We start from the raw sequence: 16,810 nt of genomic DNA, 5'->3' as shown, positions 1-16,810 counted from the left end.
TGGAGTCGTGAGTCAAACGAATTACTTGCGAGCACTGTTGGTCGCAAACGATGCCACCCAAGCGCTGCAGGCCGCCACCGAGCGGGCGCGCGAGATCCTCGCGTGCGATGTGTCATGGGCTGGGCTCGTTGAGGGCGACTACCTGGTGATCGGTGCTCACAGCGGGCTCAACACCCCTGAGATGGCCGCGAATTGGCGATTGGGGCTCGGCGTTGGCATCGGAGGCACCGCCGCGAGCGAGGGGCGCCCGCGCAAGAGCAACGACTACCAACACGACTCGAGGCGAGTACCAGCAAAGCGACTCATCGATAATGAGGGCATCGTTGCAACGCTCGTGGTGCCTATTATGACTGCTGAGAAAGCGGTCGGCGTGCTCTATGTCGGGTTTCGGGGAGCACATCACTGGCAAGATGACGAGGTCACGACCCTTGAAGCAGTGAGTCACGATGTCGCGGTGCGACTCAAACAGCTCGACGTTGACGGGTCGACACAGCTTGTCGCTCGACAGCAGGAAGCGCGCGCGTTGCTGGCCGAAGAGGAGCTGCGCGCAGCTGCCGAGTTTGTGAGCACGGTTTGGCGAAACAACGAGGTGGGGTCGGTACTGACGGCTCTTGCCGCAGCGCTTGATGCGCAGGTCACCCTCGTCGACGATGGCGGGCATGAGCTCTTTATCGCGAGGCGTGGCATTACTGACCGGGAAGGCCCCCGAGAAGCAATGAACGTGGGTGAGGTTGTGGTCGAACATGCCGGTGGGTTGAGACTCCGTTGGCAGCGCCCGGCCGCTGCGGCACCGTTCAGTGACGCCCTTGACGCCGTGCTGCTCGGCGCGGCACAGTTGCACCTGCAACGACTCGCTGAGCGCGAACGGGCGTTCGAAAGCTTTCGTGGTGAACTCGTCGAGCAGATGCTCACTGGCAAGGGGCCTGACGATGACACGATGCGTCGACGAGTGCTTCTTGCAGGCCTAGGCGTGTTCTGTGAAGACGCGCGAGTGCTCGTCGTTGCGACGCGAGAGGGCGACGGTCTACCCACAGATGCGGTTCGTTCGGCGCTTGCGAAGGAACTCCCTGGCTGCGTCATGCATGAGAAAGCCACGAGGCTTGTCATACTCATGCCGAACCTCGCGAGAAACGAACCGGAGCTCGCCGTGCGAATTGAGGCGGTGCTGAGCGCAGCCGGACAGGGCGCTGCTTCAGGAGAACGAGGGGCGACCGTCGTGGGAATGGGGCGAGCATGCAGCGGGCTGCCCGATATCGCCACCTCGTACGATGAGGCCGTGGCAGCGTGCGAGATCGGGCTGAGCGCGCAACGCACGGCGACGAAAAGCCGTGTCATGAGCGCGCGAGACCTCGGCCTACAGGGGCTTGCGAGTCTTCCCGCCGCGAAACTCTCGACGACCGTTCACGAGACGTTCGGGCCGCTGCTCGACTCAGACGCCAACCGCGGCACCGCCTATCTCGCGACCCTCAGAGTGTTCATGTCTCGCGATCGTCACCTGCAGAGCACGGCAGATGAACTGCTCGTGCACTACAACACGGTGCGCAACCGCATCGCGAGAATCGAAGAGATGACCGGGCTCGACCTCGGAGACGTTGACGACCGATTTCGCGTCGATACGGCGCTGCGCATGGCCGCGGTGTTGGGGGTCTTTCCCGAAGCGTAGCGGGGCACTGGCTGACCGTGACACTGCCAGGGGCAAAGACTGGCACGACAAGCCCTGTTCGCTCACCTGAGCGTGGGCCATGCTTACTGCAACAGCGTACGAAGGAGTAACGATGGCAAGCAGTATTGGTCGTAGCGCGGCACGCACCACACCGCTCATTGTGGGGTGGGGGCACACTAACTTTGGCAAGCTCGCCGAGCGCAGCCTGGAGCAACTGGTCGTCGAGGCCGGTGCGGCCGCGCTCCAAGACGCCGGGGTGGCGCCGGGAGACATTGATCTCGTTGTCATGGGCCACTTTAACGCTGGCATGAGCCCTCTTGCATTCCCTTCTTCACTTGCGCTGCAGATTCACGAAGACCTCTTCGGCGTTCACGCCATGCGGGTTGAGAACGCTTGCGCTTCGGGCTCGGCGGCAGTGCAGACGGCGCTCGCGCACCTTGAAGCCGGGCTCGCCAAGCGCGTGCTCGTCATCGGTGCCGAAAAGATGACCGGAATCGCCCCGGACGTGGTGGGCAGAGCGCTGCTCGGTGCCGACTACGAGGCAGCGGGAACCGACTCGACCACCGGCTTCGCTGGTCTTTTTGCCCGCGTCGCAGCGGCGTACGAAGAGCACTACGGCGCGGTGAGCGACACGCTCGGCCTCATCGCGGCGAAGAGCCACCGCCTCGGCGCGCAAAATCCCTACGCCCACATGCAGCGAGACCTCGGCGTTGAGTTCTGCTCGACGCCCTCAGAGAAAAACCCGCTCGTGGCGGGTGTGCTGCGCCGCACCGACTGCTCGCCCGTTTCAGATGGGGCAGCGGCGCTCGTGATCTCTACCGAGCCGACCGACTCTGCGCACCCACCGGTTGCCTTCGCTTCGTGGGCTGCGGCAAATGACTTCTTGCCGGCCTCCAGGCGCGATCCGCTTGCCTTCGCCGCAACCGAGCACGCATGGGAAGCGGCACTTCACGCGGCAGGAATCGGGCTGAGTGACCTCGATCTCATTGAGCTGCACGACTGCTTCACGATTGCCGAGTTGAACCTCTATGAAGTGCTCGGTATCGCCCCTCGCGGTGCTGGGCTTGAGGCTGTTACGTCTGGCACCGTGCTGCCCGGCGGCGAGATGCCGGTGAACCCTTCTGGTGGGCTCAAGGCGAAGGGACACCCGGTCGGGGCGACCGGTGTCTCGCAGCACGTGCTCGCCGCGATGCAGCTCACCGGGCTTTTTCCTGGGGCACAGATCGAGGGAGCAAAGCGCGCGGCCGTGCACAACATGGGTGGCCTCGCTGTCGCCAACTACGTGAGCGTGCTCGAAGCAACCGAATAACGCCCTAGAACACTTGAACGCCGGGCCTGCGACTTCAGGCCCACACTGATGGAGACAATGATGCCCACATCGACCATGCCGACGTTTGCCGCGCTCTGGAGCGACAGCGTACAGCGATACGCCAAGCACCCTTTCTTGCTCTTTCACGACCGCGAGGGAAGCGTGACCGAATGGAGCTACGAGGCGTTTGGCCACGTCGTCGACGATACCGCCGCGACGCTTACCGCCGCGGGCGTTGGCCCAGGCAGTGCGATTCACGTGTGCTTGCGCAACAGCCCTGGATTCATTGCCGTGTGGCTTGCGGCAGCGAAACTCGGGGCGTGGATCATTCCCGTTGATCCCGCATCAAGCCCCCGCGATATCGCAACGCAGGTCGCGCGGGTGCGGCCCGTCGTCGGAGTGTGCGCGGCGCAGCACGCCGCGGTGTACCGCGAAGGGATCGCCGATTTCGGGCCATTACCGGTGCTTGAACTCGACGAGTCTGCGAGTGACGTGCAACGACCAGCGGGTGTGCTTGTGGCCCCGCTACCCGGCGAAAGCGATGACGACGGGCAAAGGCTGAGCGGCGCCGCTGTCGTGCAGCCCGACGAGCGCCTCGCCGTGATGTTCACCTCGGGCACCACATCGCAGCCCAAAGGGGTCGTGCTCACGCAGGAGAATTACCGCGTCGTGGCGAGTGAGATGGCCGAAGCGGCCGGGCTCATGGCCGGGCACCGCTGGTTTGTTACCCTGCCGCTCTTTCATGCGAACGCGCAGTTTTATTGCTTTGCCTCGGCGATCGAGCGGGGCGCCTCGGTCGCGCTCACCGCGACCTTCTCGGCGAGCCGGTGGATCACGCAGGCGAGAGCGCTCGGCGTAACGCACGCGAGTCTTTTTGCTGCGCCGATCCGCATGATTCTCGCGAAGACTTCGCCCGGCACCGAGCCGCTCTCGCTCAAACACGTGTGGTTCGCCCAGAACCTTGGCGAGCAGCATCACACCGAGTTCGGGGCGCTTGCCGGGGTGCTCCCGAGGCAGTTGTACGGTATGACCGAGACGCTCGCGGTCGTGACGTATGACCGTTCACAACCCGCAAAAGCGCAGGAAATTGGCAAGCCGCTCGGCGGCCGAACGGTTCGGCTCGTAGCCCCCGGAACGCTTGACGACGTCGAACGCGGAACCCCGGGCGTCATGGCCGTTCAAGGGACACCCGGGCGAGATATCTTCGCCTGTTACCTCGACGACCCTGAGACCACCGCGCGCACCCTCATCCGTGACCCGAAGGGGCAAACCTGGCTCATGACTGGCGACCTCGCCGTGAGCGACGAACAGGGCGCGCTCTCGTTTGTGGGCCGCGTCGACGACGTCATCAAAGTGTCGGGAGAAAACGTGAGCCTCACCGAGGTTGAGGCGGTGCTCGCGCAGGCTCCGGGAGTGCTTGAGGTCGCGGTTGTTGCCGTTGACGATCCGGTTCGTGACGTCGTGCCCCACGCCTATCTTGTTCCCAAAGACCCGACGCTGCCACTCGAAACCGAGCGCATCGCCGAGTGGGCCGCGGCAAACCTTGCGCCAGCCGCAAGGCCCCGGGAATGGCACGTCATCGATGAATTACCGCGCACGAGCGTTGGCAAGGTACGCAGATTCAAGGTTGGGGCATAGCCCAATATCGCACACCAGAGCGTTGGCCTCGAACGGGGCCGACCACCAGAGAAAGTGAGTGCAACGATGCACACATCAACAACCGATCATCAGCACGAGATACGGCGCAAGCGGGCATTCGTGGGTGCCGTCGCTGGCCACGTGATCGAGTGGTACGACTACGGTATTTACGGGTTTCTCGCCGTGTACATGGGGCAACTGTTCTTCGCCTCAGAGAACCCGGTCGTGGGGCTCATGAGCAGCTTCGCGGTGTTCGCGCTGAGCTTCTTTATGCGACCCCTCGGCGGCCTCTTCTTCGGCCCAATGGCAGACCGCATCGGTCGAAAGCAAACGCTGCTCATCGTGCTCATTCTGATGGCGGGATCGACCTGCCTCATCGGCATGATTCCTACCGCAGCGACCATCGGGGTCGCCGCGCCAGTGCTCCTTATCGCGCTGCGTTGCGTTCAGGGCTTTTCGGCCGGTGGCGAGATCGGCACGGTGACGAGCTTCATCGCGGAGTATGCGGGCCCCGGCAAGCGTGGTCAAGCAACGAGCTGGCTCATGGTGACCGCCGTGCTCGGGCTGTTGCTCGGAAGCCTCGTGGCCAATGGGCTCACGATGGCGCTCGGCGCAGAGACCATGCTTGCATGGGGTTGGCGCCTGCCATTTCTCTTCGCTGGCGTGCTCGGGCTCATCGCCATCTACATTCGGCTGAAGCTTGAAGACAGCCCCGAGTTCCAGGAGCTCGCGCGGGCGGGGGAGCGCTCACCGGCACCCCTTCGTGAGAGTCTCACCTGGGGCCGAGCGATCGCACTCGTGTTCTGCATCATCGCCGTGCACTCATCGATTTTCTATCTCGTGCTCACCTACGCGTCGACGTTCATCGTTGAGACGCTCGAATTTTCGTCGAACGTTCGGTTCTGGTTCGTCACGATCGCGTGCCTGCTCGCGGCGTTTGTCATGCCGATCGGCGGGCGTCTCTCAGACCGGTACGGGCGCAAGCCCGTGTTGCTCGTGTCGGGAGTATGGGCAACCGTATCGATGTTCTGGTTCTTCGTGAGCGCGCCTGGCGCGACGCCCCTCTCGTTCTTCTTCCCGCTCATGTCGTGCGCGCTGGCCTTCGGGTTCTACGCCTCATCGACTTACGCGACAATGTCAGAGCTGTTGCCAACGCGAGTGCGATCGACCGGCATCGCGGTCGCCTACAACCTGCCAGTCGCGATTTTTGGTGGCAGCGCGCCACTCGTTGCCACGTGGATCATCAGTGCGACCGGCTCAATCTCAGCGCCCTGGTACTTTTTCGTTGGCACGGGAGTGATCTCGCTCGTTGCGCTGCTCGTGCTCAAGCAGTCTGATTTTGACCGGGCAGCCGCCGCGAGCATGACCGGCAAGATCCAGCTGCCAGAAGCCGAACTCGATGACGCAGAGGTTCCCGCGGCGCTCGCGTGAGGCGCTTGCTTGGCACCGGTCTGGCGCTGGCTACCTCCTTGGCCAGTGCCAGACCGGCCCCTCGAAAGGCAACTGGTCTTCGATGAGGGTGGCGCCCCCTGGCTTTTCGAGCCGCAAGACACGCGCTTCTGGTTCGAGCGCGCTGACGAGTTCTTGCGCGTGCGAGACGACGATGACCTGGGTGTTTTTGGACGCTGACCTGATGAGGTTCGCGAGCGGTGCGAGCAACGAAGGATGCAGGCTCGCCTCGGGCTCGTTGAGCACCAACAGTTTCGGCGGCCTAGGACTCAGCAACGCGGTGGCGAGGAGAATGAAGCGAAGCGTTCCGTCTGAGAGCTCCGCCGCCTGCATGTTCCGGTTGAGTCCTGGCTGGCTGAGGCACACCGCTGCCAAGGATCCGCCCAAGCTTTCGAATGTGACCTGGGAGCCGTCAAATGCCTCAGCGATCGACTCTTGCAAGCGTTCGCCGTCACCCACGCCGAGAACGGTGGCAAGGGCACCGGGCAGGTTCGATCCGCGATCATCGAGAACCGGGGTGAACGTTACCGGTCCCGGTCTGCGGGCCGGTGATTCAGCATCGACCCGCAGCTGGTCGTAGAAGCGCCACGCCCTCGCCGACTCCTTGAGCTCAAAAAGCTCGGGAGTCTCCGTTGGCGAGGCGAGTGTCGCGAGCATCGACTCGCTCTCACGAACTCTCATGGGGCTCAGCGCGAGCTCGCCCTGCTCGTCTCTGAGGTGCACCGCGAGCGAACGGCGCTCGGCGAGAATCGTCGCTCGCCTCAGCGTCTCGCCAAACCAGACCGTCTCGTTCTTCACCTCAGGGTCGACCACCTTCGCGAACCCAGGTACGCGAAACGCAGAGAGCTGGGGCAGGCCGATGTCGATCGCGTACGACCAGTCATCGGTGGCAAAGCCCATCCGTAAGGCGACGGGTTCGGCACGCGAGCTTCCCGCGTGCAGCACGTTTGCGAGACCGCCCTCGGCCGCGAGTGAGGTGAGCGCTCCCTCGCTGACGATCTGTTGCAGGAGTTTGAGCGATCGGTACAGGTTCGTTTTGCCGCTCCCATTGGGTCCCGTCACGACCGTGATCTGTTGCAAGTCGGTCACGACGTACTCGAGTGAACGGTAGTTCTCAATGGCGAGGGTGCGGATCATGGTTCAACGCTAGTCGGTGCAGCGGCTCATTGGGAACCGCTAGTTTTTCGTACGGTTTCGCCGTTCACAGGGCGCCGGCCGGGTGAGTAACCGGGGCGGAATCGGCGATCCACGAGTCTGCTACCGGTTCGGGCTGATCATCGTTCCAGTAGATTCGCGCCGAGGTGCTGGCATTCGGCCAGGTCGCCTTGAGTCGTGCGCACATCGCGTCTGGTACTCGGGTGGTCCTGCGTTTTTTTCGCGATAACCGAACAAGCGGTGCACGACTTTGGGAAAGCGAAAGGCCCCTGATCTCGTGTAAACACTTGATCAGGGGCCTTTCTTATCGTTGCGGGGGCAGGATTTGAACCTACGACCTCCGGGTTATGAGCCCGGCGAGCTACCGAACTGCTCCACCCCGCGCCACAAGAATTAACTTTAGCAGTCTCCGTGTGGATTGCAAATCGAGTGCCGCAAGCCGGGGGTGTCGTGGCTGTTGATAACCCGAGGGTGCAGTCGGTGCACGGCTCATTCTGGTGCTGCGTGGAAAAACTGCGCAGGAAAGGAACACATGAGTGAATCTGCGAATCAGGTGCGGCGACCGCACGGGCGAAGAGTCGGGGTGGGGCTTGCGCTCTTACTGCTTGCCTCGGTCGTGTTTGGGGGCTGGTGGTCGTTACAAGGGCAACCAGCCTTTGCGGCATCAAAGGGAACTGGGCAGGAATATGGCGACCTCGGGTACCTCGGGTCGTTCCAATTGGCTTCCGGCGAACAGGCCTATTGCGTCGAGATTAAGGTGCGCGAACCATGGAACCCGCAGCAACCAGTGAGCAGGGTCGACCAGCTGCCTTCGTTTGGTGGTGATCTTGCCATGGGAGGGCCCCTCGGTATGGGCGGAAAAGAATTGCACATGCCGGCGGTGACCGATGCTTCGGTGATGCGTCAAATGAACTACCTCATGACGAAGTGGGGCACGACGAATGACGAAGCTCAGGGAACGGCCGTCGCGCTTGCAATGTTCCTGGTGCGCGGTGACAACATCGGCTATAACGAAGCCCTCCATGTGGCACTTGCGAAGAAAGGCTACGGAGCGATCGTGGATCGCGCAAAAGCTATGGTCGCCGAAGCGAAACAGAATGCGATCGCGCCCGTCGAAGGCGCCGAGGTCAAAGCACCGGTCATTACCGTCGACGGTCACCGAGCCGGCACCGTTGAGTTCTTCGCGGGAACAACGCGTATCGAGCTCAAGAACGCGGTGTTTGTCGACACCAAGCAAGCGGCACGAGAAGTCGATGCGACCAAGGGCGGCAAGCTCGCGATCGAAACGGTGCGGCCGAAAGGATGGGATGCGTCGTTTGATGTTGAAGCAAAGATTACTTGGAAGACGGGCAGGGACGGGTGGCGAGCAGACCTCAACCTATACGAGCCGACGGCTCCCGGAGAACAACGAGTCGTGACCCCAACGGGCAAGACACGTGGCATGGAACGAACGGGAACACAGAAGGCGACGGTAGCGGTCAAGCACCAGTGGGCGCCGACGCTCTCAACGCGCGTGCATGAACGCATCGTTCCGGTTGGAGGGAGCTTTCACGACAGCGTGACGGTGGCGGCTGACGAACAATTTGATCCGTGGGCAACCGACCAAGCCGGGGCCTTTATGCCGCTCACCGCTCACGGTACGCTCTATGGACCACTCGAAAGCGACCCCAGCGAGCACCCGAGTGCCGACGTGCCGAAAGGAACTCCAGTGGCAGGGACGGCAACGCTAGAAATCACCGATGGTCCTGGAACCTATGAGGCGAAAGCAGACACTGTAGCCGTCGCTACTGGCTACTACACCTGGGTGTGGGGTTTCGACTGGAAACAACAACCCACTGCCGTGACGAACCCCGAACGCACCGGAGTGTCATCACTGAAGCGAGAGGTATTTCCCGTTCGCGATAGCTTCGGCATAGCTGCAGAGACCCACCTTGTGCAACAGCGCCTCACGCTTGCGACGAGGCTTCTTGAGGGCACACTCGGACTTGGGTGGAGCGTGAAAGATGACGTCGCTGTGACCGCAGAACAGTATGGCGGGTGGTTGAAAAATAACACTGGAACACAGGTGCCCGTTGTTCTGAGGGGCACACTCTTTCACTCGAAGGAACGCCCAGAGCGAAGCGCGCAAGCTCCCGAAGACGCCGTGCAGATTGCCGAGACACGACTCACCGTAACCGAAGACGGCATTTACGAGAGTGAAGCGGTCCCGGTTCCCCTCGACGCCACAGGATTCGTCACCATGCAGTGGTGTGTCTACAAAGACGACCAGGCTGAGGCGCAGCGCGGGGTCGTGCGCGAGTGGTGTGACGACTATGGGGTTCCCGCCGAGACCGCGGAAGTCGTGCCGCCACAAGTCACGACGAAAGCTCAGAAAGAATCGGTTGAAGGCGAAACGCTGCACGATGTGGCAATCATCGAGGGCCCCGTGCCGAACGAAGCTGAGCTAACCTTCACCGCCTACCTTGCGCCAGAAGCGGGTCAGCCTCGGTACGACGACGACTGGAAGCCAACGGGGCAGACCTGGACGCAGGCTGACCTCAGTGCGCTCAGCGACCGTGAGCGCTGTCTTGCGCAACCGGTCGCGGTTACCCCAGCAATGCTCATCAAGAACGAGGGCGAACATCGAAGCGAAGACATTTTTGCTGGTTCGGTAGGCACGGTGCACTGGGTAGAGCGGCTCACCGCGGTTGATCCTCTAACGCTCGAACGAGTGATCGTGCACGAGGGGGAGTGCGGTATCGCGAATGAGACGACACAGATCGTGCCTCAACCCGATAAACCCACAAGCCCAGAGCATCCCGAGCCACGAGGCGGGGCGCTCGCCGCAACCGGAGCTCCAAACACCGCCGGCATGATTGGTATCGGCGGAATTCTGCTCATGTGCACGGGTATCTTGATGCGGGCCCGTACCAAGAAATAACGATCGGGTTAACCGTTCTTGCAGGAGGCGTTCGGCTGACTCATAGCATCGGTGTGCATTCTGGAGCCATCGAGAAGGGAAAACGCATGAACGAACCAACCGGTGCAAACCAGCAGCCCGAGAACCCGGTGGGCGCCCCTCATAATGGGGTGCCCACCGGGTCTCAGGCCGAGCCTCGCGAGGCTGAGATCAGCCCCAATGCTGAGACGGCTGTTCAGCGCGAAAACGGTGCCCCTGAGGTGCCTCAGCGGTCGCAGCCTGCTCCCGAGGCGCCAACGGTGACCCCGAGCCCAGCTGCGGCGCACTCCCCGGCGCCGATAACACCATCGCCTTCTGTGCCGGCGGCGTCAACGCAAGCACCATCTCCTGCTCCTGGAGGGCAGGGAGCAGCCGATCCACAGCCGCATCAGGAAGCGCGGCAGGTTCCGCACAACCTTGGCGGAACGTCGCATGCCGCAACGAGTGAGGCCTTGACGGCTGGACAACAGGCGACCTCGGTGTTGCCACCGCTACAGCACGGTGGCCTGACACCACCGCCTCCAGGAGGAGGCGACAGCTTTGGGCTCTCATCGGGCAAAGAGCCACGAAAACAGCATTCAAAGCGTTCGTCGGGTCTCATTGCTGGAATCGCGATCGGTGCAATCATTGGCGCCATCGCTGGTGGAGCGACCGCCGCAATCGTGCTTGAAAATCGTGGTGATATTGCGGCCGATCCCAAAGGCTCGTCAGAGATTACGATTGCGAACCCTGAAGCTTCAACGCAGGTTTCGGCGATCGCGCAGGTTGCAACGCCCAGCACAGTCACCATTGATGTCTCAAGCCGAGCTGGTTCAGGCACAGGTTCGGGCGTTATCTACTCAGAAGACGGCTACATCGTGACGAATGCCCACGTGGTTACGATCGATGGTTCGTCGTTCGCTGATACCCAGGTACGCGTCATGCTGAGTGACGGGCGCATGCTCGACGGCACGATTGTTGGCACCGACCCGTATGCTGACGTTGCCGTCATCAAGGTCGAGGCTGAGGGGCTCACTCCCATCACGATCGCCGAAGATGAGCTCGCGGTGGGCGATCTGACCGTCGCTATTGGTGCCCCCTTCAACCTCAGCAACACCGTGACGAGCGGTGTTGTGAGCACGCTCAACCGAGGTATCTCGGTGGGCAGCCCGTTGATTCCCAATGACGGCGGCGAAGGGCAGGATCCACAGGAAGAGAACCCATACGAGTTCCGTTTCGATGCGCCAGGCAAGAAAGAGCAGAGCGGCGGTGGCGGCCAAGTGACGCTTCCCGTGATTCAGACTGATGCCTCAATCAACCCCGGTAATTCGGGTGGTCCGCTGCTTAACGCGGCGGGAGAGCTCATCGGCATCAACGTTGCTATTGCCTCAACCGGCCAAGAAGAAGGCCAGGCTGGCAGCGTTGGCCTTGGCTTCGCGATTCCGGTGAAACTCGTCGATCGTGTCGCAAGCGCGATTATCGATGATGAAGCTCCGACGCACGGTTTGCTTGGCGCGACGGTGCTCGACGCTCGTGCGAGTGCAGCAGCGACGCAGCGCGGTGGCCTTGTGCAAGATGTGGTGAAGGGCAGCGCTGCTGAGAAGGCTGGTATTCGCTCTGGTGACATCATCACGGCTATCGACGGGGTTGCGACGGGCGACGGGACATCAGTTTCAGCGATGATCCGCTTCTACGAAGGCGGCTCCGACGTTGAAGTGACGCTCAACCGCGACGGGAAAACGCAAACCGAGACGGTTACGCTCGGTACGATGACCCCGTAATCGAACGAGAACGACTACGCTTGGAGCAGTGAGCACTCAGACATCTTTTCGCTTTCGGCGGGGCAACCTCGCGAAGCTCCTGTCGATTCCCGGTTACGCCCTCGGGTTCCTGCTGTCGCTATTCGTTAAGCGACTCAGGAACCAGTGGGTGTTCGGGAGCGGCATTGGGGTTGGCGAGGGTGCCCTTGCCGTTGCGAAAGAGCTGCAGAAGCGTGATGGTGATGCACTCATCATCTGGCTGGCTGAGACTCCCGAGCAAGCGGCCGAGGCTGAAGCATTCGGGTTCGAATCGAAGCAGAAGCGTTCCTGGGCAGGGTTCTGGGCGACGCTTCGTGCGGGCACGATCGTTGTCACCCATGGACTCGGCGATGCACACCGATTCGGGCTCTTCGGCGCCACCGTTGTGAACCTCTGGCATGGCGCACCACTCAAAAAGCTTCACCTCGACTCACGGGTAACAACCGAGGTCGCGGGAGGCCGAGCAATCAAACGCCTGCTCGGGTTTATGTACCGAAAAGGCGCGAGCCAGGTTGACGTCTATGCCGCTGGTTCTCTAATCGCTGCGCAGCGGCTGCGATCGGCTTTTCGGGTTCAACCGGGCATCGTGCAGGTGCTGGGCGATGCGAGGCTTGACGAACTCACGCGCAATATCGCAGACCCGGCCGCAGCGGCACGCAAACGGCTCGGGCTCATTGAAGCACTCCAGCTGAGCGAGGCACAGGCGTCACGCCGCTGGGTGCTTTACGCGCCGACCTGGCGTGACGGCGAGCTGACAGCGGGTATTCCAACGCCAGAAGAGTCAGCCTCAGTGGCGGCCTGGGCCAGCACCGCGAATGTGCAACTCTTCGTTCGTTCACACCCGCTTGGGCAGGGCGACTACGAACACCTCGTTGGTGAAAACATCACGCTCGTAGGTAGCGACGTATGCACTGAGATCACTCCCTTGCTCGGTCTTTTTGACGCCCTCATGACCGACTACTCATCGATCGCGCTTGACTTCTCACTCACCGGTCGTCCTATCGTCTGGTTCGCCCCAGACCTCGACAACTACACCCGCACGCGCGGGCTTTACGAACCCTACGAAGTGACGACAGAAGGCCACTTCGCCGTTTCGTGGCAGGGAGCGCTCGGACGGCTCGACAGTGCGCTTGCCGGCAATCCCGGGGCCCAGCGTGCGGCGGTCTTACGCACCCAGCGCCTTGCCGCGAGGTTCCACGAGTTTCGTGACGGGCGCTCTGCATCACGAGTACTCGACTACGTCCAGGTGTTGCATGAGCCAACGCTGAACATTGACACCGAGAACGGTGTTTTCTTCGAGAGCTTTTACGGCTCGCTCGCGACGTGCAACCCCTTTGCGATCGATGCGGAACTCGCAAAGCGTTACCCGGCGCTCACCAGATACTGGAGCGTTGCGAACGAGGGAGTTCAGGTTCCTCATGGCGCAGTCGCGTTGCTTGTCGGTAGCCCTGAATGGCACGCGGCCCGTCGCCACGCAAAACTGCTCGTGGTCAATGACTGGCTGCGCTTCGACTTCACGCCCCGCAAGGGACAGTTCGTTTTGCAAACCTGGCACGGCACCCCGCTCAAGAAGCTTGCGCTTGACCGTTCAGGACAGTCTCTTCGCACACGCCTCGCGGTGCGCCGAGAGAGTAAACGCTGGAGCGCGTTGCTCTCGCAGAACCCTCACGCAACCGAGACCCTCAAACGAAGCTACGCGTTTCGGGGGCCCGTCATCGAAGCCGGGTACCCGAGAAACGACCGACTCGCGCTTGCCGAGCACCATGGAGAACGATTGCTCTCTGCGCAATCATCGGCCCGCCAGCGGCTGGGGCTTGGTGCAGTCTCGAAGGTGTTGTTCTACGCCCCAACATGGCGTGAACACAGTCGTGCGATGGCAGACACCTTAGACGTGGCACTGCTTGCAGATCAGCTCGGGAGCGAGTGGACGATTCTCGCGCGAGGGCACAGCCGTGAGATGGGTCAGTCGGGTTATTCAGGGGCCCGTGTGATCGATGTCACCCGTGTCGCCGATGTGAACGATTTGCTGCTCGCTGCCGACGTGTTCGTGACCGACTACTCGTCGCTCATGTTTGATGCCTCGGTCGCGAGCGTTGCGACGTTGTTGTTCGTCGCTGACCGCGAAGCGTATCTCGGGTCTGAGCGCGGCTTCACACTCGCTCTTGAAGAGTGTGCCCCCGGGCCACTTGTGACCACACAGCACGAAATGCTTGAGCTGCTGCGCGCCTACGAGCGTGATGGAAACCAGGCTGCGTGGATCGCGCAAAACCGTGCCCAGGCCAAGCGCTTTGCCGAACGTTTTAACCCGCAGGACGACGGCCGAGCGTCGGCCCGCGTCGTAGATTGGCTCGAGAACGCCGAGGCGATTCCAACTGGGAGCTCGGTAGCGTAAGCGGGTTAGTTCGCGCGTGAGCGGTCGAGCGTTTTGCTCGACCCAAACACGAAACCACGCAAGAATCCAGTGCCCCAGGCCACGTGCATGATGGTAATCGCGAGGGCACCGAGTAAGGTGCCGCGCAGCCCCTTCGTCTCTGGCATTTTGGCGCCAGCGAAGAGTGAGAGCCCAGCGTGGGCCACAGGCGCGGCGTACAGGACCCAGGGCCACCACGCGTTGGGAGCGATGACTCCGCAGACGTGCAGCACCGCTGTGGTGAGCGCCGCGACGAGTGCCAAGACGTAGGCGCCTGGCACAAAGAACCGCCAGGGGTTTTCGCCACCGTACATTCTAACGAGCTTCGCTCGCCAGGTGCCGGTTGCAAAAAACTGCTGCGTGAGGGCCGAGAAGCTCGACCGGGGCCAATAGGTGACCTGTAGCTCGGGATCAAACCAGACGGTGCCTCCGGCCTTGCGGACTCTGAGGTTAAACTCCCAGTCTTCGCCGCGGCGAATGAGTGGATCAAAGCCGCCCACGAGGTCGAAGGTCGTTCGCGGGAACACGCCGAGGTAGGCTGACTCGGCCTCGTGCGGCTCCTCACTGAAGTGATAGGTGCCGCCGCCGAGCCCGATGGGGCTGTTGTAGCCGCCGGCGATGGCTCGCTGCACATGCCCGGTGCCGTCAGCTTGCATGCGCCCACCAACGTTTGCGGCTCCGGTTGCGGTCAGGAGCTCGACCGCGCGCTCGGTATAGCCAGGCGAGAGCTCTGAGTGGGCATCGACCCTGATGATGACGGGATGGTGTGCGGCCTCGATCGCGAGGTTGAGCCCGATGGGAATGTCGCGTTCTGGGTTGTTGACGAGTCGCACCCGCCCATCGGCTGAGGCGAGCTCGTGCGCAATGCGGTTCGTCTCATCGGTCGATGGGCCAAGCGCGAGAACGATCTCTTGTTCGCCCGCGTATTCCTGTGCGAGAACCGCCATGACCGCTGCTCGAAGGTGGCCTGCCTCGTTCAATACGGGCATGACATAGCTCACGGCTGGTAACGCTTTAATCACAGGAGCTAGTGTGTCATAGCTTCCTTGAGGTTCGGCCACTGTGGCCGGGGTACAGTATTGGGGTGAATCTCATTAAGGACACTCGGAAGGCCGCGAGCCTTGCCCGAACGGTTTTGCGAAGAAGGCGTGCTTACGCTTCTTTTCGTCAGATGCAACAGGGGGGCGAGCGCCCCGCTGCAGGCACCTTTGAAATTGCGGTCTATTTCAGTGACTCGCACGTGAATGCTTACCAGATGCGCCAGTGGTATGAGCCACTACAGGAGTTGCAAAAGCGCTGGCCCGTCGTTGTTCTTGCTCGCAATATTGAGGGTGCAGAGCTGCTTCGCCGCGAGAGCGGCTTGCACGTCGTCTTTGCGCCGAAGGTGAAGCATCTCGAGCAGGTCATTGACCGGCACCCGCTCCGTATCGTTCTGTACGTTAACCAGAACACGAAGAACTTCCAAATGCTCAGGTACGGCTCTCGCTGGCACGTGTTTATTAACCACGGCGAGAGCGACAAGATGTACATGACGACGAACCAGATTAAGGCATACGATTACGCCTTCATCGCTGGTCAGGCGGCGCATGACCGTCTGCGGCATAACGTTTGGGGCTATGACGTTGCGGCAAGAACATTTGAGATTGGCCGTCCACAGGCCGATTACATGAGCGGATCGGCCCCGTACCCGAACGATAACCGGACAGTTGTGCTCTATGCCCCCACGTGGGAGGGCGATCGCCCGAGCGCGGCTTACGGCTCAATCATCAGCCATGGCGAAGCGCTCGTCGCCCAACTGCTCGAATCGAAGCAGCACAGGCTTGTGTATCGCCCGCACCCGCGTTCGGGCGTTGTGAACGATGAATACGGTGCGGCGCACCGGCGCATCGTGCGCGCGATCGAGGCCGCGAACCAGGCCGATGAGAACGCGCACCACGTCTATGACCAGTCGGGTGCGATCAACTGGCAGCTTGCGCAGAGCGATGTCGCAATCTGCGATATTTCGGCGATGATCTATGACCGCCTTGCTGTTGGCAAGCCGGTTATCGTGACGAGGCCAGCGTCGAGCGAGGCGATTATTGATGAGCTCGGCTACCTGCAGGCGTGCGAGTGGCTCTCGACCGAGCGTGCAGGCAACGTCATAGCCGAGGTTGAGCGGGTTCTGCACGACGATTCAACGCAGGAAAAGCTCGCGTTTTGGGCCGAACATTACTTCGGTGACATTCGCCAGGGCGAGCCGAGTCGACGGTTTAGTGAGGCAATCGAAACCCTCATGCAACGCTGGTACGACACCGAAGCTGAAATGAAGCAACGACAGGGTGAACAAAACGGGTAAGTTCACACGCTAGTCGCCCAAGTTTTTGATACGTTAGAGGGGTGCATCCGCGGGGTGCCTGGTGAGAGAACCAGGTAAAGCGTGCGCTGCCTCTCGGGCAGAGGGGCGTCAGTGGGGTGTGCATTCGTATGATCA

Annotated in this window: 10 protein-coding genes and 1 tRNA gene; 8 read left to right on the top strand and 3 right to left on the bottom strand. The window is 61.8% G+C overall.

Annotation, left to right across the window (positions count from 1 at the left end; all coding sequences use genetic code 11):
* The first annotated feature begins 7 nt into the window (after positions 1–7).
* From JSO19_RS01510 to JSO19_RS01495, 4 genes are all read left to right on the top strand, one after another.
* Positions 8–1,663 (top strand): helix-turn-helix domain-containing protein, encoded by a 1,656-nt coding sequence (locus JSO19_RS01510; RefSeq protein WP_270909272.1) that lies wholly within the window; start codon positions 8–10, stop codon positions 1,661–1,663.
* A gap of 112 nt (positions 1,664–1,775) precedes the next feature.
* A complete protein-coding gene (locus JSO19_RS01505; RefSeq protein ID WP_270909270.1) occupies positions 1,776–2,972 on the top strand; it encodes a thiolase domain-containing protein in 1,197 nt (398 codons plus the stop codon).
* A gap of 57 nt (positions 2,973–3,029) precedes the next feature.
* On the top strand, positions 3,030–4,610 hold the full coding sequence (locus tag JSO19_RS01500) for a class I adenylate-forming enzyme family protein (RefSeq protein WP_270909268.1): 1,581 nt from the start codon (positions 3,030–3,032) through the stop codon (positions 4,608–4,610).
* A gap of 66 nt (positions 4,611–4,676) precedes the next feature.
* Positions 4,677–6,041 carry an MFS transporter gene (locus JSO19_RS01495; protein ID WP_270909266.1) on the top strand — a complete coding sequence of 455 codons (1,365 nt, stop codon included), beginning with the start codon at positions 4,677–4,679 and terminating at the stop codon, positions 6,039–6,041.
* A gap of 30 nt (positions 6,042–6,071) precedes the next feature.
* Here the strand turns inward: JSO19_RS01495 and JSO19_RS01490 are convergent, their stop codons facing one another.
* Complete coding sequence (locus tag JSO19_RS01490; protein ID WP_270909265.1) at positions 6,072–7,196, bottom strand: AAA family ATPase; 1,125 nt, start codon at positions 7,194–7,196, stop codon at positions 6,072–6,074.
* Between the two features lie 328 nt (positions 7,197–7,524).
* Positions 7,525–7,598 (bottom strand) — tRNA-Met (locus tag JSO19_RS01485).
* Positions 7,599–7,746: 148 nt separating this feature from the next.
* On the opposite strand from JSO19_RS01485, the gene JSO19_RS01480 reads away from it, so the two are divergent.
* The 3 genes from JSO19_RS01480 to JSO19_RS01470 all read left to right on the top strand — a co-directional run bounded on the left by JSO19_RS01480 (position 7,747) and on the right by JSO19_RS01470 (position 14,322).
* Complete coding sequence (locus tag JSO19_RS01480) at positions 7,747–10,134, top strand: hypothetical protein (protein ID WP_270909263.1); 2,388 nt, start codon at positions 7,747–7,749, stop codon at positions 10,132–10,134.
* 86 nt (positions 10,135–10,220) lie between these two features.
* A complete protein-coding gene (locus JSO19_RS01475) occupies positions 10,221–11,912 on the top strand; it encodes a S1C family serine protease (RefSeq protein WP_270909261.1) in 1,692 nt (563 codons plus the stop codon).
* 28 nt (positions 11,913–11,940) lie between these two features.
* On the top strand, positions 11,941–14,322 hold the full coding sequence (locus JSO19_RS01470; protein WP_270909259.1) for a CDP-glycerol glycerophosphotransferase family protein: 2,382 nt from the start codon (positions 11,941–11,943) through the stop codon (positions 14,320–14,322).
* Positions 14,323–14,327: 5 nt separating this feature from the next.
* On the opposite strand, the gene JSO19_RS01465 is transcribed toward JSO19_RS01470, so the two are convergent.
* Positions 14,328–15,362, bottom strand: coding sequence for a glycosyltransferase family 2 protein (locus tag JSO19_RS01465; RefSeq protein WP_270909257.1), 1,035 nt, complete (start codon positions 15,360–15,362; stop codon positions 14,328–14,330).
* A gap of 149 nt (positions 15,363–15,511) precedes the next feature.
* On the opposite strand from JSO19_RS01465, the gene JSO19_RS01460 reads away from it, so the two are divergent.
* Complete coding sequence (locus JSO19_RS01460; RefSeq protein WP_270909256.1) at positions 15,512–16,675, top strand: CDP-glycerol glycerophosphotransferase family protein; 1,164 nt, start codon at positions 15,512–15,514, stop codon at positions 16,673–16,675.
* The last annotated feature ends 135 nt before the right edge of the window (positions 16,676–16,810 follow it).

Origin of the sequence: Leucobacter sp. UCMA 4100 (genome assembly GCF_027853335.1) — a bacterium.
In the GTDB taxonomy this organism is placed as follows: domain Bacteria; phylum Actinomycetota; class Actinomycetes; order Actinomycetales; family Microbacteriaceae; genus Leucobacter_A.
Note: the sequence above shows the minus strand (reverse complement) of the source record. Positions and strands in the feature narration are given on the sequence as shown.